Genomic DNA, 12,262 nt, shown 5'->3' with positions numbered 1-12,262 from the left:
GACGAGCGCCATCGCAGTGCCCAGGATAAACTTTTTCATTTCACTTCCTCCACAAAGCGGTGCCCGGCTGCACCCTCCTCACGCCGGAGCTCCAGCGCCCTGGCCAAAAAGAGGCGTCAGGGTGCCAGCAAAAAAGGTCGAAAATCATCGTAAAGCTATCGCGGCGATCTCGACGCTGGCAATTTGCCTGTCGTTCCCCGCTGCACTGCCTCGCACGAAATGCATGCTTTTTCAGTGCCTTATTTGATGACTTAAGTCCGCGAACTTCATAGACGGCGTCAATGCCGAGCGACTTTCACCTGATCTCCTCCCAGTTTTCGCGCGATCACGAGGCGACGTCACGAAGTTCGGCAAGCTTCTATTGATTTCGTTTTGCGGTCCATTCATCGTTGCTTGCAAACCCTTTCATTCTTGAAAGAATCGCCGCGGCGATGAGAGAACTCCATCACCGGCGCAACAGCGGACGCGCTACGTCGGCGAAATCGGGTGGCGCCGATGGCGTTCAACCGCGCCGTGCTGACTGATCGAGGAGGGCATCACGGCAGACGCCCTTTTGCGCTCTCCGCAGGTGCAGCAGAGTCGATCGAGACAGGCGAACCTGTCTCAAGAAAGCGCAAGTCAACTGATGCGAGCTATTGGCTACTGACGACAGCCACCTGAGACGAGCCGGCAAAAGGTGGAGAATGACATGCAGAAGGCTGAGAAAGGTGGAAAAGACGGACGCACATATGGGCTAAGCCATTAAAATCTCGCCGCTATTCCGAGACCAAACATATGAGACTGGCTTTAAGAGACTGAATGGTGCCCAGGACCGGAATCGAACCAGTGACACGCGGATTTTCAATCCGCTGCTCTACCAACTGAGCTACCTGGGCTAACCTGCTTCCGATGGCCCCTTTCAGGAAAAGAACCGCGGGGCCTTGGTTCGCCCCGGAAGCGAGCGGGGTTATAGCATCTTGTTCGGCCATGGCAAGCGTCAAATGACTCTTTTTTGACGGTCTTGCCGGCTTTGCGGATTCATGAGGAAATATAAGAGCTTCGCGGGTGCAGTGCTCTAAAGCGCGTCGCAATCTTTCAGATCCGCTCCTCGCGTTTTAGACCTTTATTTCTATGCATGTCGTTCTCCCAAAACCGCTGCGCATTTTTGGGCGACATGCATTAGTTTTCCTCATCGGGATAATCGGCCTTGGCCTCATCGTCGGCAACCGGGATGGCATAGGCGCCGGTCAGCCAGCGGGAGAGATCGGCCTCGCGGCAGCGGTTGGAGCAGAAGGGGTAGTGTTCGCGGTGGGAAGGTTTGCCGCATTCGGGGCAAGGGCGCGCCTTGCGCAGCGGTTCGACCTTGGCGGCCGCTTTCTTGTCTTCAGGCATATCGGTCTGTCCTATAGGATCGGCCGTCGGGCTCAGCCCTCGGGCCACCGGCTATGCACATCGAAGCCTTCGCCGGTCAAAAGCAGAATGGTTTCATAAAGCGGCAGGCCGACGACATTGGTGTAGGAGCCCACCATCTTCTGTACGAAGGTACCGGCGAGGCCCTGGATGCCGTAGGCGCCTGCCTTGCCGCGCCACTGGCCGGAGGCCAGGTAGTTCTCGATCTCGAAGCCGGAGAGCCGCTTGAAGCGGACCTTGGTCTCGACGATCTTCTGGCGGATCTTGCGATCCGGGGTCACCAGGCAAACGCCGGTGTAGACCATATGGTTGCGCCCCGACAGCAGATGCAGCGAACTCAACGCCTCGTCGGCGAACTCGGCCTTGCCGAGAATGCGCCGGCCGACGGCGACCACCGTATCGGCAGACAGGATATAGCTGCCCTTCCAGGTGATATCGCCCTTGATGGCGGCAAGGGCGGCTTCGGCTTTCTCAGCCGAAAGCCGGCGGGCCAGCGAACGCGGATGCTCCGACTTCTTCGGCGCCTCGTCGATATCCATCGGCATCAGGCGCGAAGGCTCAATGCCGGCCTGGTTGAGCAGGTCAACGCGACGGGGCGAACCCGAGGCCAGAATGAGCTTGTATTTCAGCGTCATGGAACCTCGACCATCGGCAGACGGGAGAAAAAGCCTTGCAGGGCCTTGGGCAAGCTTACTTGAAACGGTAGGTGATGCGGCCCTTGGTCAGATCGTAGGGCGTCATTTCCACCAGCACCTTGTCGCCGGCGAGAACGCGGATGCGGTTCTTGCGCATGCGGCCTGCGGTATGGGCGATTATCTCGTGTTCGTTTTCGAGCTTCACGCGGAACGTCGCATTCGGCAGAAGTTCGGTGACGATTCCCGGGAATTCGAGGACTTCTTCTTTAGGCATATAAGTGTTTTCTTCCTGTGGGTTGAATAGGCAGCGCAGGGCGCGCCTTGAAAATTTGGGCGGAAACTACACAATCAACGATGGTTTGTGAACCTTGTTGATCAGGCTTTCCTTTATTTGTTTTCATGCCGATTGCGCGGCGATGCCATTTCGCTTGAGTAGCCGGCTTTCGATGAGGCCGGCCAGGTGATCGCGAACCTCGCGGTAGCTTCCCAGAATCTGCTCGCGCGTTCCGCTTGCAACCGTGGGATCCATCGTCGGCCAGTAGACGACATCGATCGCATTCGACCGGGTCAACTCGAGCGCCGCGTGATGGGCCTGCGGCGACAGGGTGATGATCAGATCGAAATAATCGTCCTCGAGCTCTTCCAGCGTCTGCGGCTGGCGGCGGCCGAGGGAAAGCCCGATCTCCTCCAGCACCGCATCCACGAAGGGATCGCGCTCGCCGGCGCGAACGCCGGCCGATCGTATATAGGTATTGGCCGGCAGAATGCTACGGGCGATCGCTTCGGCCATCGGCGAGCGGATGGCATTCATCCCGCACATGAAGAGGATGGCGCCCGGCCGCTTTCCCTCGTCGATGTCGGCGGCACGATCCATTGCCGTCATCCGCGCCAGTAGAGCACGCAGACCAGCGTGAAAAGGCGCCGGGCGGTGTCGAAATCGATCTCTATCTTGCCGGCGAGCCTGTCCTTCAGCGTCTGCGAACCTTCATTGTGGATGCCGCGCCGGCCCATGTCGATCGCCTCGATGCGGCTCGGCGTCGCCGAACGGATCGCTTCGTAATAGCTCTCGCAGATCATGAAGTAATCCTTGACGATCCGCCGGAAAGGGGTGAGCGACAGGATATGGGTGGCGACGCCGCCGCCCTCGTCGGTGGTGATGGCGAAGACCAGCTTCGAATCGACCAGCGAGATGTTCAGCCGGTAAGGCCCGCCGGCGTGGCCGAGCGGCTCGAAGCTATTCTCCTCGATCAGATCGAAGATGGCGACAGCGCGTTCATGCTCGACGTCGGGCGTCGAACGGCCGATCGTATCGTCAAGGACGACGTCGCAAAGCCGGAATTCGCCCTTCGCCATGCCCTCACCTTTCGAGGTTGAGGCGGATCGCGACCGACCGCGCATGGGCATCGAGGCCTTCGGAAACCGCAAGCGCGATCGCCGCCGGGCCGAGGCTGCGCAGCTGCTGCGGGCCGAGGCGCAGGATCGAGGTGCGCTTGACGAAATCGAGCACCGAAAGACCGGAAGAGAAGCGCGCCGAACGCGCCGTCGGCAGCACATGGTTCGAACCGCCGACATAATCGCCGATCACTTCCGGCGTATGGGCGCCGATGAAGATCGCGCCGGCATTGCGGATGCCATCGAGCAGCCGGTCCGGATCGGCGACGGCGAGCTCCAGATGCTCGGCGGCGATACGGTTGGCCAGCGGAATGGAATCCTTCAGATCGGCGACCAGGATGACCGCGCCGAAATCGCGCCAGCTCGCCGCCGCCGTCTCGGCGCGGTTCAGCGTCTTCAGCTGGCGTTCGACCGCCTGTTCCACCGCCTTGCCGAACGCGGCATCGTCGGTGATCAGGATCGCCTGGGCGCTGACGTCGTGTTCGGCCTGCGCCAGGAGGTCGGCAGCGATCCAATCCGGATTGTTGTCCTTGTCGGCAATGACCAGCACCTCGGAGGGGCCGGCGATCATATCGATGCCGACGGTGCCGAAGACATGGCGCTTGGCGGCAGCGACATAGGCATTGCCGGGGCCGGTGATCTTGGCGACCGGGGCGATCGTCTCGGTGCCATAGGCAAGAGCCGCGATCGCCTGGGCGCCGCCGACACGATAAATCTCGGTGACGCCGACGAGCTTGGCGGCGGCAAGCACAGCCGGATTGACGGCGCCGCCGGTGGCGGGAACGGCGATGACGATGCGATCGACGCCGGCGACCTTGGCCGGCACGGCGTTCATCAGCACCGAGCTCGGATAACTCGCCGTGCCGCCCGGGACATAGAGCCCGACCGCTTCGATCGCCGTCCAGCGCGAGCCGAGGCCGACGCCCATGTCGTCCTCGTAGATATCGTCCTTCGGCAGCTGCCGGCGATGATGGGATTCGATGCGCAGTGCCGCAAGCTTCAGCGCGCCCAGCACTTCCGAAGGCACCGCCTCGACGGCGGCGTCGATCTCCTCTGGTGTGACGCGCATCGGCACGGTGGCGAAATCGATGCCGTCGAATTTCAGCGAATATTCGGCGAGCGCCACGTCGCCGCGGGCTCTGACATCATCGATGATGGCGCGAACGACGGTGTTCACATCCTCGGAGATTTCACGCTTGGTCGTCAGAAAGGCGGCAAAATGCTGCTCGAAACCTTCCGATGCCTGATCCAGCCAGATTGCCAAGGCCGATATTCCCTCTCAACTCGAAACTGCGATATTCAAACTTCAGGCGTCAAGCACTGAAGCTCTTTTTCTGCATGCCGTTATCCCGGAACCACTGCACACTTCCGGGCGACATGCACTAGCGGTGACGCGGCTTGGAAGAGGCCTCCCAGGCGCCGCCGATATCGGCCATCTGGACCTCGATGCATTCGACATCGAGCGCGATCGAGGCCGTGCCGGACAGCGACAGCTCGACGGTGCCATCCGGCCCCTCGCCTTTCGGTTCGAATCGCAGCGCCAGCAGTGACAGCACCTCGTCGCGTTTGCCACGATCGATGCCGAGCGACCGGACGGCCAGCACGCGCTTGAAGACCAGGGCAGCACGGCGGCGCTCGAAACCCCGGCGCTTGCGCTCGGCACCTTCCCAGACGAAACGATTGACGGCAAGCGCGAACTGCGCGTCGCGCGGCGACCAGTCGATGTCTCCGACCTTGAAGACACTGTCCTGCATATGCGCGGAAACGACCGCAAGGTCCTCGTCATCGAGCGCAACAAGCTTCAGGTCGGTCATTCAGCCTCATCCCCCGCGGGCACCGCCGGAATGGCGATGCGTCAGAAGGGAAATAAGATGCCGCAGCGGATTACGCAACCGGGATAAGGGCGCGTTTACTCGCTGATGCGCTCGACGATGGCGCCACAGCGGGTCAGTTTCTCCTCGAGCCGCTCGAAACCGCGATCGAGGTGGTAGACGCGCGACACCGTGGTTTCGCCCTCGGCGGCAAGGCCGGCGATGACGAGCGAAACCGAGGCACGCAGGTCGGTCGCCATGACGGGCGCGCCGCGCAGGCGCTGGACACCTTCGATCTTCGCCGTCTGGCCGGAGAGCGAAATCCTGGCGCCGAGGCGGGCAAGCTCCTGCACATGCATGAAGCGGTTTTCGAAGATGGTCTCGGTGACGTGCGAGACGCCGGAAGAACGGGTCATCAGCGCCATGAACTGCGCCTGCAGATCGGTGGGGAAGCCGGGGAAGGGATCGGTGACGATATCGACCGGCTTGATGCCGGCGCCGTTGCGCTTGATGCGCATGCCGTTGTTGGTCGACGAGATCTCCGCGCCGGCCCGGCGCAGCGTTTCCACCGCGGTCTCGAGCAGCGCCACATCGGTATTTTCGAGCACGACGTCGCCGCCGGTCATGGCGACGGCCATGGCATAGGTGCCGGTCTCGATGCGGTCCGGCAGGACGCGGTGACGGGCGCCGGAGAGCGAGGTGACGCCCTCGATGGTGATCGTCGCAGTCCCCGCGCCCGTGATCTTGGCGCCCATGGCGTTCAGGCAGTTGGCGAGATCGGCCACTTCGGGCTCGCGGGCGGCATTGCCGATAACCGTCGTGCCGCGGGCAAGCGTTGCCGCCATCATCATCACATGGGTGGCGCCGACGGAGACCTTCGGGAAGGTGTAGCGCGCGCCGATCAGGCCGCCGGCCGGCGCCTTGGCGTTGATATAACCGGCATCGATGTCCATCGTCGCGCCGAGCGCCGTCAGACCCTCGATGAAGAGATCGACGGGGCGGGTGCCGATGGCGCAGCCGCCCGGCAGCGACACGCGGCAATGGCCTTCGCGCGCGAGCAGCGGGCCGATGACCCAGAAGGAGGCGCGCATCTTCGAGACCAGCTCATAAGAGGCTGTCGTATCGACGATGGTGCGGCAGGTGAAATGGATCGTGCGGGCGTAGGAATCTTCCTGGCGCTCGCGGCGGCCGTTGACGGCGACATCGACGCCATGATTGCCGAGGATGCGCATCAAGAGTTCGACATCGGCCAGATGCGGCACGTTTTCGAGCGTCAGCGTATCGCTGGTCAGAAGCGAGGCGATCATCAGCGGCAGTGCGGCATTCTTGGCGCCGGAAATCGGAATGATGCCATTCAGCTCATTACCGCCGACGATTCTGATACGATCCATGTGCGCTTACGGGCCGCGCCCGCCTTTCCTGAAAGTTCTGCCTTGGAATAAGGAGTGGAGTGTTTAGGGGATTTCTGACGACGCTTCAATTCGTCCGGGACGGAACATTACGATTCGTCCATTTTTGCGGCGGGCAGTCCATTTGTTTCGTCGGCCTGGCCCGAACGGCGGGCGCGCACCTGCTGTTTGCGTCGCCCCAGATTTTCCCTGAGCTTTTCAGCGGCGCGCTCGCGACGCAGTTTCGCCTGTGCCTCGATTGCCTCTTTGCGGCTCTGCTGGCCGGTTTCGGTCTTGTCGTTCATGCCAAAAGGATTAGCCGAATTCGCGCGGATCCAAAAGGCCCTTGCATGGCAATCCACGCGAAGTTGGAATTTGCTGCTTGCGCTTGCCGTCAAGCTGTGGCAATAGCCGCCCCGTTCCCGCGATTGAGCCCCGGCTCGCGCGGATCTGGTCCTGCTGCCGTAGCTCAGTGGTAGAGCACACCCTTGGTAAGGGTGAGGTCGGTGGTTCAATCCCACTCGGCAGCACCAGTTTTCTTTCAGTATTAGGAATCATTTTGCTCACTCGGCGAGGCCGGCCCCTCATCCGACTGCCGCCACCTTCTCCCCGTAAACGGGGCGAAGGGACCCGGCCGCACGCTCTCCGTTTCACCAACCTCTCGCAGGGCAGCCATCTGACGAGAGCCGGGAAGGCCATGCAGGCTGACATTTCGTCTCATCAGCAATAATCGATTCACCATTGTTGACCGCAAAAATCGCGCTAGAATGCCTATCATAGCGGAGTCTCCCCGGAGGAACTGGGAGATACTGCACGTCGTTTCTGTCGACAATCGTGGAGGAGTATCGATGGCAACTGAAAGATGGAACAGCCCGGTCAAGGTCGGTTTCGAAGGTGCCGATGCGCGAACGGTCAATGGTCCGTTCGATGCGTTGAAGTGCCTGGCGGATCTCTGGCCGAGTATGCGCGGGCTTCGTTACATCAAGGCCCGCAGCACCTGCCGGGCAGCGCTCGACGGGCGCAAGAGCGTGGAAGAGGCAAGAGCCGAGTTTCTGGCGGCAGCCGAAGAGGCGAAGCTGAAGCTGCATTGAACCGGCGCAAAATCCTTTTTGAAAATCGATTTCGATTTTCGGGGTTATGCGCTGCACTTCGCTCAGGATTTCCGGCCGTTCCCGGCGTTTCGGTAAACGGAACGTGCCGGAACGGAACAATGTTTTAATTTTGCTTAACCCTGCATCGAACTCGCGCCGGGTTTTGGTGCAACAGGCGTTGCGCCTGGTACAGGTGTCTTCATAGAAGATACCCAGCCATCATGATGATGGTTAGAGGCTCGTACCCTCTGCGGAGACGCAGGCGAGCCTCGTCCGAGCAAGTCCTCATGTTTTCAGCAGTCCGCGCCGCCCTCGTCCTCGACCTCGACATAACCGACGCCGATGATCGTACCGTCCGCCGCGCGGATGAAGGAAGGGAGATAGTGTGGCTCTGCCGGCTGGCAGGCGACGGCGCCGGTATATTCGTTGAGGGCGATCTGGTCCTTCGGCAAAGCGGAATAATTTGTGCCGGTTTCCAGCGAGGCATGGGCGGAGCCGGCAAGGACACCGCCTGTTATCACGGTCATTGCGGAGATGCGAAGAAGCGACTGCATGAGGTTCTCCAGCGTTTGGGTCCGGCCTTTCAACCCGCGGGAGGGCATTTTGGTTCCCGTCATGCGCCGCAAGACATGGAGGGCACGCGGGCCGGCTAGCGTCGTAGCAGGCGTCCGCGCACATAACCTCGGCCGACGATGCCCTCGGCGACCTCGACGGCCCGCTCGACATCACTCCGCCGGCGCACGAAACCTTCCAGGACGACATAGGCGCCCGATATGCTGACGATGATGTCCGCCGCTTCGATATCGCCGGCAGCATGAAGGGCGCTTTCCACCGAAGCGCGCGTCGCCGCATCGCTGTGGCCCTGCCGGCGGGACTCCTCATGGTCGGTGAATGCTGGAAATCCGAGCACCGTGACCGTCTCCTGATGTTGGTAGATATCAGTTAACGCCGCGGCGAGGCATTTCGTTGCGGCCGGGTGGCCAGCCCTTGGCGAAAGACGTGGCGATTTCCATATCTGGCTGCAGTCGAAAGAGGGATGAAGACGATGAAAGCGCTTCTATCAGCCTTGTTGACCGCGGCCTTGCTTGCCGGCTGCTCCTCGGCCGATAGCCCGGCGCTGGAGCCCATTCCCGGCAGCATTACCTATGGCGGCCAGCCGCGAACGAAGCTCACCAAATCGCCGGTCGGCAGCGCCGTCCATCACCAATTCTACAACGGGACGGGCCAGCGGGTGGAGGAAACCTATATTCTCCAGCCGGATCGCAGCCTGAAACTGGTGCGGCGCGTGGTCGGCCCGGATTTCCCCGATTGAGGCGTGCTCGACGTAGCGCGGCGCTTGACAGCGGGGGCAATCGCGAACATTCAAGGAACATCTAATCTTTCCCCAGTGATTCTGCGGGAGCCCGACCGGACGGCTGGATGTACCTCGAAAAGCTCAATCCGCAGCAGCGCATGGCCGTCGAGCACGGCACGCTCACCGACGGCAGCCATATTGCCGGGCCGCTGCTGGTCATTGCCGGCGCCGGCTCCGGCAAGACGAATACGCTGGCGCATCGGGTCGCCCATCTGATCGTCAAGGGCGCCGATCCCCGCCGCATCCTGCTGATGACCTTCTCGCGCCGGGCAGCCGCCGAGATGGCGCGGCGCGTCGAGCGCATCTGCCGCGATGTGCTTGGTGCCAATGCCGGCGTCATGGCCGACGCGCTTTCCTGGTCGGGTACCTTCCACGGCATCGGCGCGCGGCTGTTGCGCGATTACGCCCAGCAGATCGGCCTCGATCCGGATTTCACCATCCACGACCGCGAAGACAGTGCCGACCTGATGAACCTGATCCGGCACGACCTCGGCTTCTCCAAGACGGAAAGCCGCTTTCCGACGAAGGGCACCTGTCTTGCCATCTATTCCCGGGCGGTGAATTCGGAAACCGCGCTCGATCTCGTGCTGCGCGACGCCTTTCCCTGGTGCGCGGCGTGGGAGAAACAGCTGCGCGAACTTTTCGCCTGTTATGTCGAGTCCAAGCAGAGCCAGAACGTGCTCGACTACGACGACCTGCTGCTCTACTGGGCGCAGATGGTCGGCGAGACTGTCATTGCCGAGGATATCGGCAGCCGCTTCGACCATGTGCTGGTCGACGAATATCAGGACACCAACCGGCTGCAGGCCTCGATCCTCATGGCGCTGAAACCCGGTGGCCAGGGGCTGACCGTCGTCGGCGACGATGCGCAGTCGATCTATTCCTTCCGTGCCGCGACGGTGCGCAATATCCTCGATTTTCCAGCCGCCTTCAGCCCGGCCGCCGATATCGTCACGCTCGACCGCAACTACCGCTCGACGCAGCCGATCCTTGCGGCCGCCAACGCTGTCATCGATCTTGCCTCGGAGCGCTTCACCAAGAATCTCTGGACCGAGCGGCAATCGTCCGAGCGGCCGCGCCTGGTGACGGTGCGCGACGAGGCCGAGCAGGCGCGCTACGTTGCCGACATGGTGCTCGACAACCGCGAAGAAGGTCTCAAGCTCAAGCAGCAGGCCGTGCTGTTCCGCGCCTCGCATCACAGCGGGCCGCTTGAGGTCGAGTTGACCCGGCGCAACATTCCCTTCGTCAAGTTCGGAGGGCTGAAGTTTCTCGACAGCGCGCATGTCAAGGATATGCTGGCTGCGCTGCGCTTCGCGCAGAACCCGCGCGACCGGGTGGCGGGCTTCCGGCTGATGCAGATCCTGCCGGGCGTCGGGCCGTCGACGGCGCAGAAGGCGCTCGACCTGATGGCCGAGGATGCCAGCCCGTTATCCGCGCTTGCCGCCATGCCGGCCCCGCCGCGCTCCGGCGAGGACTGGACTGATTTCGTTTCGATGCTGCAGGAGCTGAAGACCGGCAAGGCCGGCTGGCCGGCGGAAATCGGTCTGGCGCGGCAATGGTACGTGCCGCATCTGGAACGGCTGCATGAGGACGCCGCGACGCGCCAGGCCGATCTGCTGCAGCTCGAGCAGATCGCCAGCGGTTATGCCTCACGCGAGCGTTTTCTAACCGAACTCACCCTCGATCCGCCGGATGCGACCAGCGACCAGGCGGGCGTGCCGCTCCTCGATGACGACTACCTCATCCTGTCGACCATCCACTCCGCCAAGGGCCAGGAATGGACGCGGGTCTTCATGCTGAACGTCGTCGACGGCTGCATTCCGAGCGATCTCGCCGTCGGCGCCACCGCCGAAATCGAGGAGGAGCGCCGGCTGCTCTATGTGGCGATGACGCGCGCCCGGGATGGCCTCGACCTCGTCGTGCCGCAACGCTTCTTCACCTATGGGCAGAATTCGCAGGGCGACCGGCATGTCTATGCCTCACGCAGCCGCTTCATTCCCGCGACACTGCTGCAGTTCTTCGAGGCCTGCAGCTGGCCGCAGGTGAAATCGCAGACCGCCGCTCAAGCGCAGGCGCGGCAGGTGCGCATCGATGTCGGCGCCCGCATGCGCGGCATGTGGCGATAGGCCCAGGACAGATCAGAGCGAAAGCGGCGGCTCGGCCGGTTTCAGGAAATGCTCGATTGTTGCGGCCTGCACGGCCTCGACTGACGCGGGCGACCATTTCGGATTGCGGTCCTTGTCGATGACGGCGGCGCGGATGCCTTCGAAGAAGTCCGGATTATCCAGCATCTGCAGGCAGGCGCCGAGTTCGCGGCCGAGGCATTCGGCGAGCGAGGCGCTGCCACGACCGGCCCTGAGCAGCCGCAAAGCGAGCTTCAGGCTGGTCGGTGACCGCGTCAGCAGCACCCGACGCGTCTCGGCGGCGAAGTCGCCTTCCTCTCCGGCAAGTGCGGCCAGGATCTCCTCGACGCTGTTGAAACGGAAGGCGCGATCGATCGTCGCCGCGTTCTGCCTGAGCCGGCTTTCTCCCGGAGACTCGGAAAGCGCCTGCAAGACGGCATCGACATCGCCGGACGAACTGCCGCGCGGCAGGGTCGACAGAGCATCGATCACCGCGCCGAGCCGCGACGAGGCGATCTGCAGGTCGGCGAGGCGGGCATGGATCGCATCGGCGGCACCGATATCGAGGCCGGTCAGGCCGAGCCATGTTCCGGCTTCGCCGGGGCTACGCGGCAGCAGCCAGGTGGCGCCGACATCGGGGACATAGCCGATGCCGGTTTCGGGCATGGCAAGCCGCGTGCGCTCGGTAACGATGCGGTGGCGGCCGTGCGACGACAGGCCGACGCCGCCGCCCATGGTGATGCCGTCCATCAGCGCGACATAGGGTTTGGGGTAGGAGGCGATCAGATGGTTGAGGCGGAATTCCTCGCGCCAGAAGCTTGCCGCCAGGCCATCGCCGGCGCGGGCGCTCTCATGCAGGGCGCGGATATCGCCGCCGGCGCAGAAGCCGCGTTCGCCCTCGCCCATGGCCACGACGCTTGCCATCTCGGAATCTCCGGCAAAAGCCTGCAACGCCTCGGTGATCGCGCGGATCATCGGCAGCGTCAGGCTGTTCAGCGCCCGCGGCCGGTTGAGCCGGATCACGCCTGCGGTGCCCCGCCGTTCAATGATGACTTCGCCGTCCTGCATGGTTTACCTCC

The 12,262-nt window shown here is 62.6% G+C and carries 16 protein-coding genes and 2 tRNA genes; 5 read left to right on the top strand and 13 right to left on the bottom strand.

Features of this window, described 5'->3' with window-relative positions; all coding sequences use genetic code 11:
- Positions 1 to 247 (top strand): hypothetical protein (locus FHT69_RS33975; RefSeq protein WP_210304345.1); only part of this gene is annotated, 247 nt, incomplete at its 5' end.
- 552 nt (positions 248 to 799) lie between these two features.
- Here FHT69_RS33975 and FHT69_RS26060 read toward each other — a convergent pair.
- From FHT69_RS26060 to FHT69_RS26015, 10 genes are all read right to left on the bottom strand, one after another.
- Positions 800 to 875, bottom strand: a tRNA-Phe gene (locus FHT69_RS26060).
- 283 nt (positions 876 to 1,158) lie between these two features.
- Positions 1,159 to 1,371, bottom strand: a complete 213-nt coding sequence (gene yacG, locus FHT69_RS26055; protein ID WP_028757470.1) for a DNA gyrase inhibitor YacG — start codon at positions 1,369 to 1,371, stop codon at positions 1,159 to 1,161.
- Between the two features lie 32 nt (positions 1,372 to 1,403).
- On the bottom strand, positions 1,404 to 2,024 hold the full coding sequence (locus FHT69_RS26050) for a Maf-like protein (protein WP_028757471.1): 621 nt from the start codon (positions 2,022 to 2,024) through the stop codon (positions 1,404 to 1,406).
- A 55-nt stretch (positions 2,025 to 2,079) separates the two neighbouring features.
- On the bottom strand, positions 2,080 to 2,298 hold the full coding sequence (infA, locus tag FHT69_RS26045) for a translation initiation factor IF-1 (protein WP_003545338.1): 219 nt from the start codon (positions 2,296 to 2,298) through the stop codon (positions 2,080 to 2,082).
- 123 nt (positions 2,299 to 2,421) lie between these two features.
- A complete protein-coding gene (locus tag FHT69_RS26040; RefSeq protein ID WP_183906159.1) occupies positions 2,422 to 2,907 on the bottom strand; it encodes a low molecular weight phosphatase family protein in 486 nt (161 codons plus the stop codon).
- Positions 2,904 to 3,377 (bottom strand): UPF0262 family protein, encoded by a 474-nt coding sequence (locus FHT69_RS26035; RefSeq protein WP_028757473.1) that lies wholly within the window; start codon positions 3,375 to 3,377, stop codon positions 2,904 to 2,906. The genes FHT69_RS26040 and FHT69_RS26035 overlap by 4 nt, the downstream gene beginning before the upstream one ends.
- 4 nt (positions 3,378 to 3,381) lie before the next feature.
- Positions 3,382 to 4,680: a histidinol dehydrogenase gene (gene hisD, locus FHT69_RS26030; RefSeq protein ID WP_097544976.1), complete on the bottom strand. Its 1,299-nt coding sequence runs from the start codon at positions 4,678 to 4,680 to the stop codon at positions 3,382 to 3,384.
- Between the two features lie 118 nt (positions 4,681 to 4,798).
- Positions 4,799 to 5,230: a DUF2948 family protein gene (locus tag FHT69_RS26025; RefSeq protein ID WP_097544975.1), complete on the bottom strand. Its 432-nt coding sequence runs from the start codon at positions 5,228 to 5,230 to the stop codon at positions 4,799 to 4,801.
- Between the two features lie 95 nt (positions 5,231 to 5,325).
- Positions 5,326 to 6,618, bottom strand: a complete 1,293-nt coding sequence (murA, locus tag FHT69_RS26020) for a UDP-N-acetylglucosamine 1-carboxyvinyltransferase (RefSeq protein WP_028757476.1) — start codon at positions 6,616 to 6,618, stop codon at positions 5,326 to 5,328.
- 107 nt (positions 6,619 to 6,725) lie between these two features.
- On the bottom strand, positions 6,726 to 6,920 hold the full coding sequence (locus FHT69_RS26015; protein WP_097544972.1) for a hypothetical protein: 195 nt from the start codon (positions 6,918 to 6,920) through the stop codon (positions 6,726 to 6,728).
- 153 nt (positions 6,921 to 7,073) lie between these two features.
- Between FHT69_RS26015 and FHT69_RS26010 the strand changes: the two genes are divergently transcribed.
- Both FHT69_RS26010 and FHT69_RS26005 read left to right on the top strand, forming a co-directional pair.
- Positions 7,074 to 7,148: transfer RNA gene (locus tag FHT69_RS26010), tRNA-Thr, on the top strand.
- A 315-nt stretch (positions 7,149 to 7,463) separates the two neighbouring features.
- Positions 7,464 to 7,706 (top strand): DUF982 domain-containing protein, encoded by a 243-nt coding sequence (locus FHT69_RS26005; protein WP_003545294.1) that lies wholly within the window; start codon positions 7,464 to 7,466, stop codon positions 7,704 to 7,706.
- A gap of 293 nt (positions 7,707 to 7,999) precedes the next feature.
- Here the strand turns inward: FHT69_RS26005 and FHT69_RS26000 are convergent, their stop codons facing one another.
- Positions 8,000 to 8,260 carry a hypothetical protein gene (locus tag FHT69_RS26000; RefSeq protein WP_132573589.1) on the bottom strand — a complete coding sequence of 87 codons (261 nt, stop codon included), beginning with the start codon at positions 8,258 to 8,260 and terminating at the stop codon, positions 8,000 to 8,002.
- Positions 8,261 to 8,355: 95 nt separating this feature from the next.
- Positions 8,356 to 8,616, bottom strand: coding sequence for a BON domain-containing protein (locus tag FHT69_RS25995; RefSeq protein WP_183906158.1), 261 nt, complete (start codon positions 8,614 to 8,616; stop codon positions 8,356 to 8,358).
- Between the two features lie 126 nt (positions 8,617 to 8,742).
- On the opposite strand from FHT69_RS25995, the gene FHT69_RS25990 reads away from it, so the two are divergent.
- Together FHT69_RS25990 and FHT69_RS25985 are read left to right on the top strand one after the other, a co-directional pair.
- A complete protein-coding gene (locus tag FHT69_RS25990) occupies positions 8,743 to 9,018 on the top strand; it encodes a hypothetical protein (protein ID WP_132573593.1) in 276 nt (91 codons plus the stop codon).
- 107 nt (positions 9,019 to 9,125) lie between these two features.
- Positions 9,126 to 11,186 carry an ATP-dependent helicase gene (locus FHT69_RS25985; protein ID WP_183903785.1) on the top strand — a complete coding sequence of 687 codons (2,061 nt, stop codon included), beginning with the start codon at positions 9,126 to 9,128 and terminating at the stop codon, positions 11,184 to 11,186.
- A 12-nt stretch (positions 11,187 to 11,198) separates the two neighbouring features.
- On the opposite strand, the gene FHT69_RS25980 is transcribed toward FHT69_RS25985, so the two are convergent.
- A complete protein-coding gene (locus tag FHT69_RS25980; RefSeq protein ID WP_132573597.1) occupies positions 11,199 to 12,251 on the bottom strand; it encodes an enoyl-CoA hydratase/isomerase family protein in 1,053 nt (350 codons plus the stop codon).
- Positions 12,252 to 12,262: the final 11 nt, after the last annotated feature.

The organism is Rhizobium sp. BK008, assembly GCF_014197345.1.
Classification (GTDB): Bacteria; Pseudomonadota; Alphaproteobacteria; order Rhizobiales; family Rhizobiaceae; genus Rhizobium; species Rhizobium anhuiense.
This window is presented reverse-complemented; position numbering and strand designations above follow the sequence as displayed.

Coding starts and splice junctions, on each gene's coding strand:
- yacG (WP_028757470.1), bottom strand. CDS start 1,371: ATGCCTGAAGACAAGAAAGCGGCCGCCAAGGTCGAACCGCTGCGCAAG.
- FHT69_RS26050 (WP_028757471.1), bottom strand. CDS start 2,024: ATGACGCTGAAATACAAGCTCATTCTGGCCTCGGGTTCGCCCCGTCGC.
- infA (WP_003545338.1), bottom strand. CDS start 2,298: ATGCCTAAAGAAGAAGTCCTCGAATTCCCGGGAATCGTCACCGAACTT.
- FHT69_RS26040 (WP_183906159.1), bottom strand. CDS start 2,907: ATGACGGCAATGGATCGTGCCGCCGACATCGACGAGGGAAAGCGGCCG.
- FHT69_RS26035 (WP_028757473.1), bottom strand. CDS start 3,377: ATGGCGAAGGGCGAATTCCGGCTTTGCGACGTCGTCCTTGACGATACG.
- FHT69_RS26025 (WP_097544975.1), bottom strand. CDS start 5,230: ATGACCGACCTGAAGCTTGTTGCGCTCGATGACGAGGACCTTGCGGTC.
- murA (WP_028757476.1), bottom strand. CDS start 6,618: ATGGATCGTATCAGAATCGTCGGCGGTAATGAGCTGAATGGCATCATT.
- FHT69_RS26015 (WP_097544972.1), bottom strand. CDS start 6,920: ATGAACGACAAGACCGAAACCGGCCAGCAGAGCCGCAAAGAGGCAATC.
- FHT69_RS26005 (WP_003545294.1), top strand. CDS start 7,464: ATGGCAACTGAAAGATGGAACAGCCCGGTCAAGGTCGGTTTCGAAGGT.
- FHT69_RS26000 (WP_132573589.1), bottom strand. CDS start 8,260: ATGCAGTCGCTTCTTCGCATCTCCGCAATGACCGTGATAACAGGCGGT.
- FHT69_RS25990 (WP_132573593.1), top strand. CDS start 8,743: ATGAAGACGATGAAAGCGCTTCTATCAGCCTTGTTGACCGCGGCCTTG.
- FHT69_RS25985 (WP_183903785.1), top strand. CDS start 9,126: ATGTACCTCGAAAAGCTCAATCCGCAGCAGCGCATGGCCGTCGAGCAC.
- FHT69_RS25980 (WP_132573597.1), bottom strand. CDS start 12,251: ATGCAGGACGGCGAAGTCATCATTGAACGGCGGGGCACCGCAGGCGTG.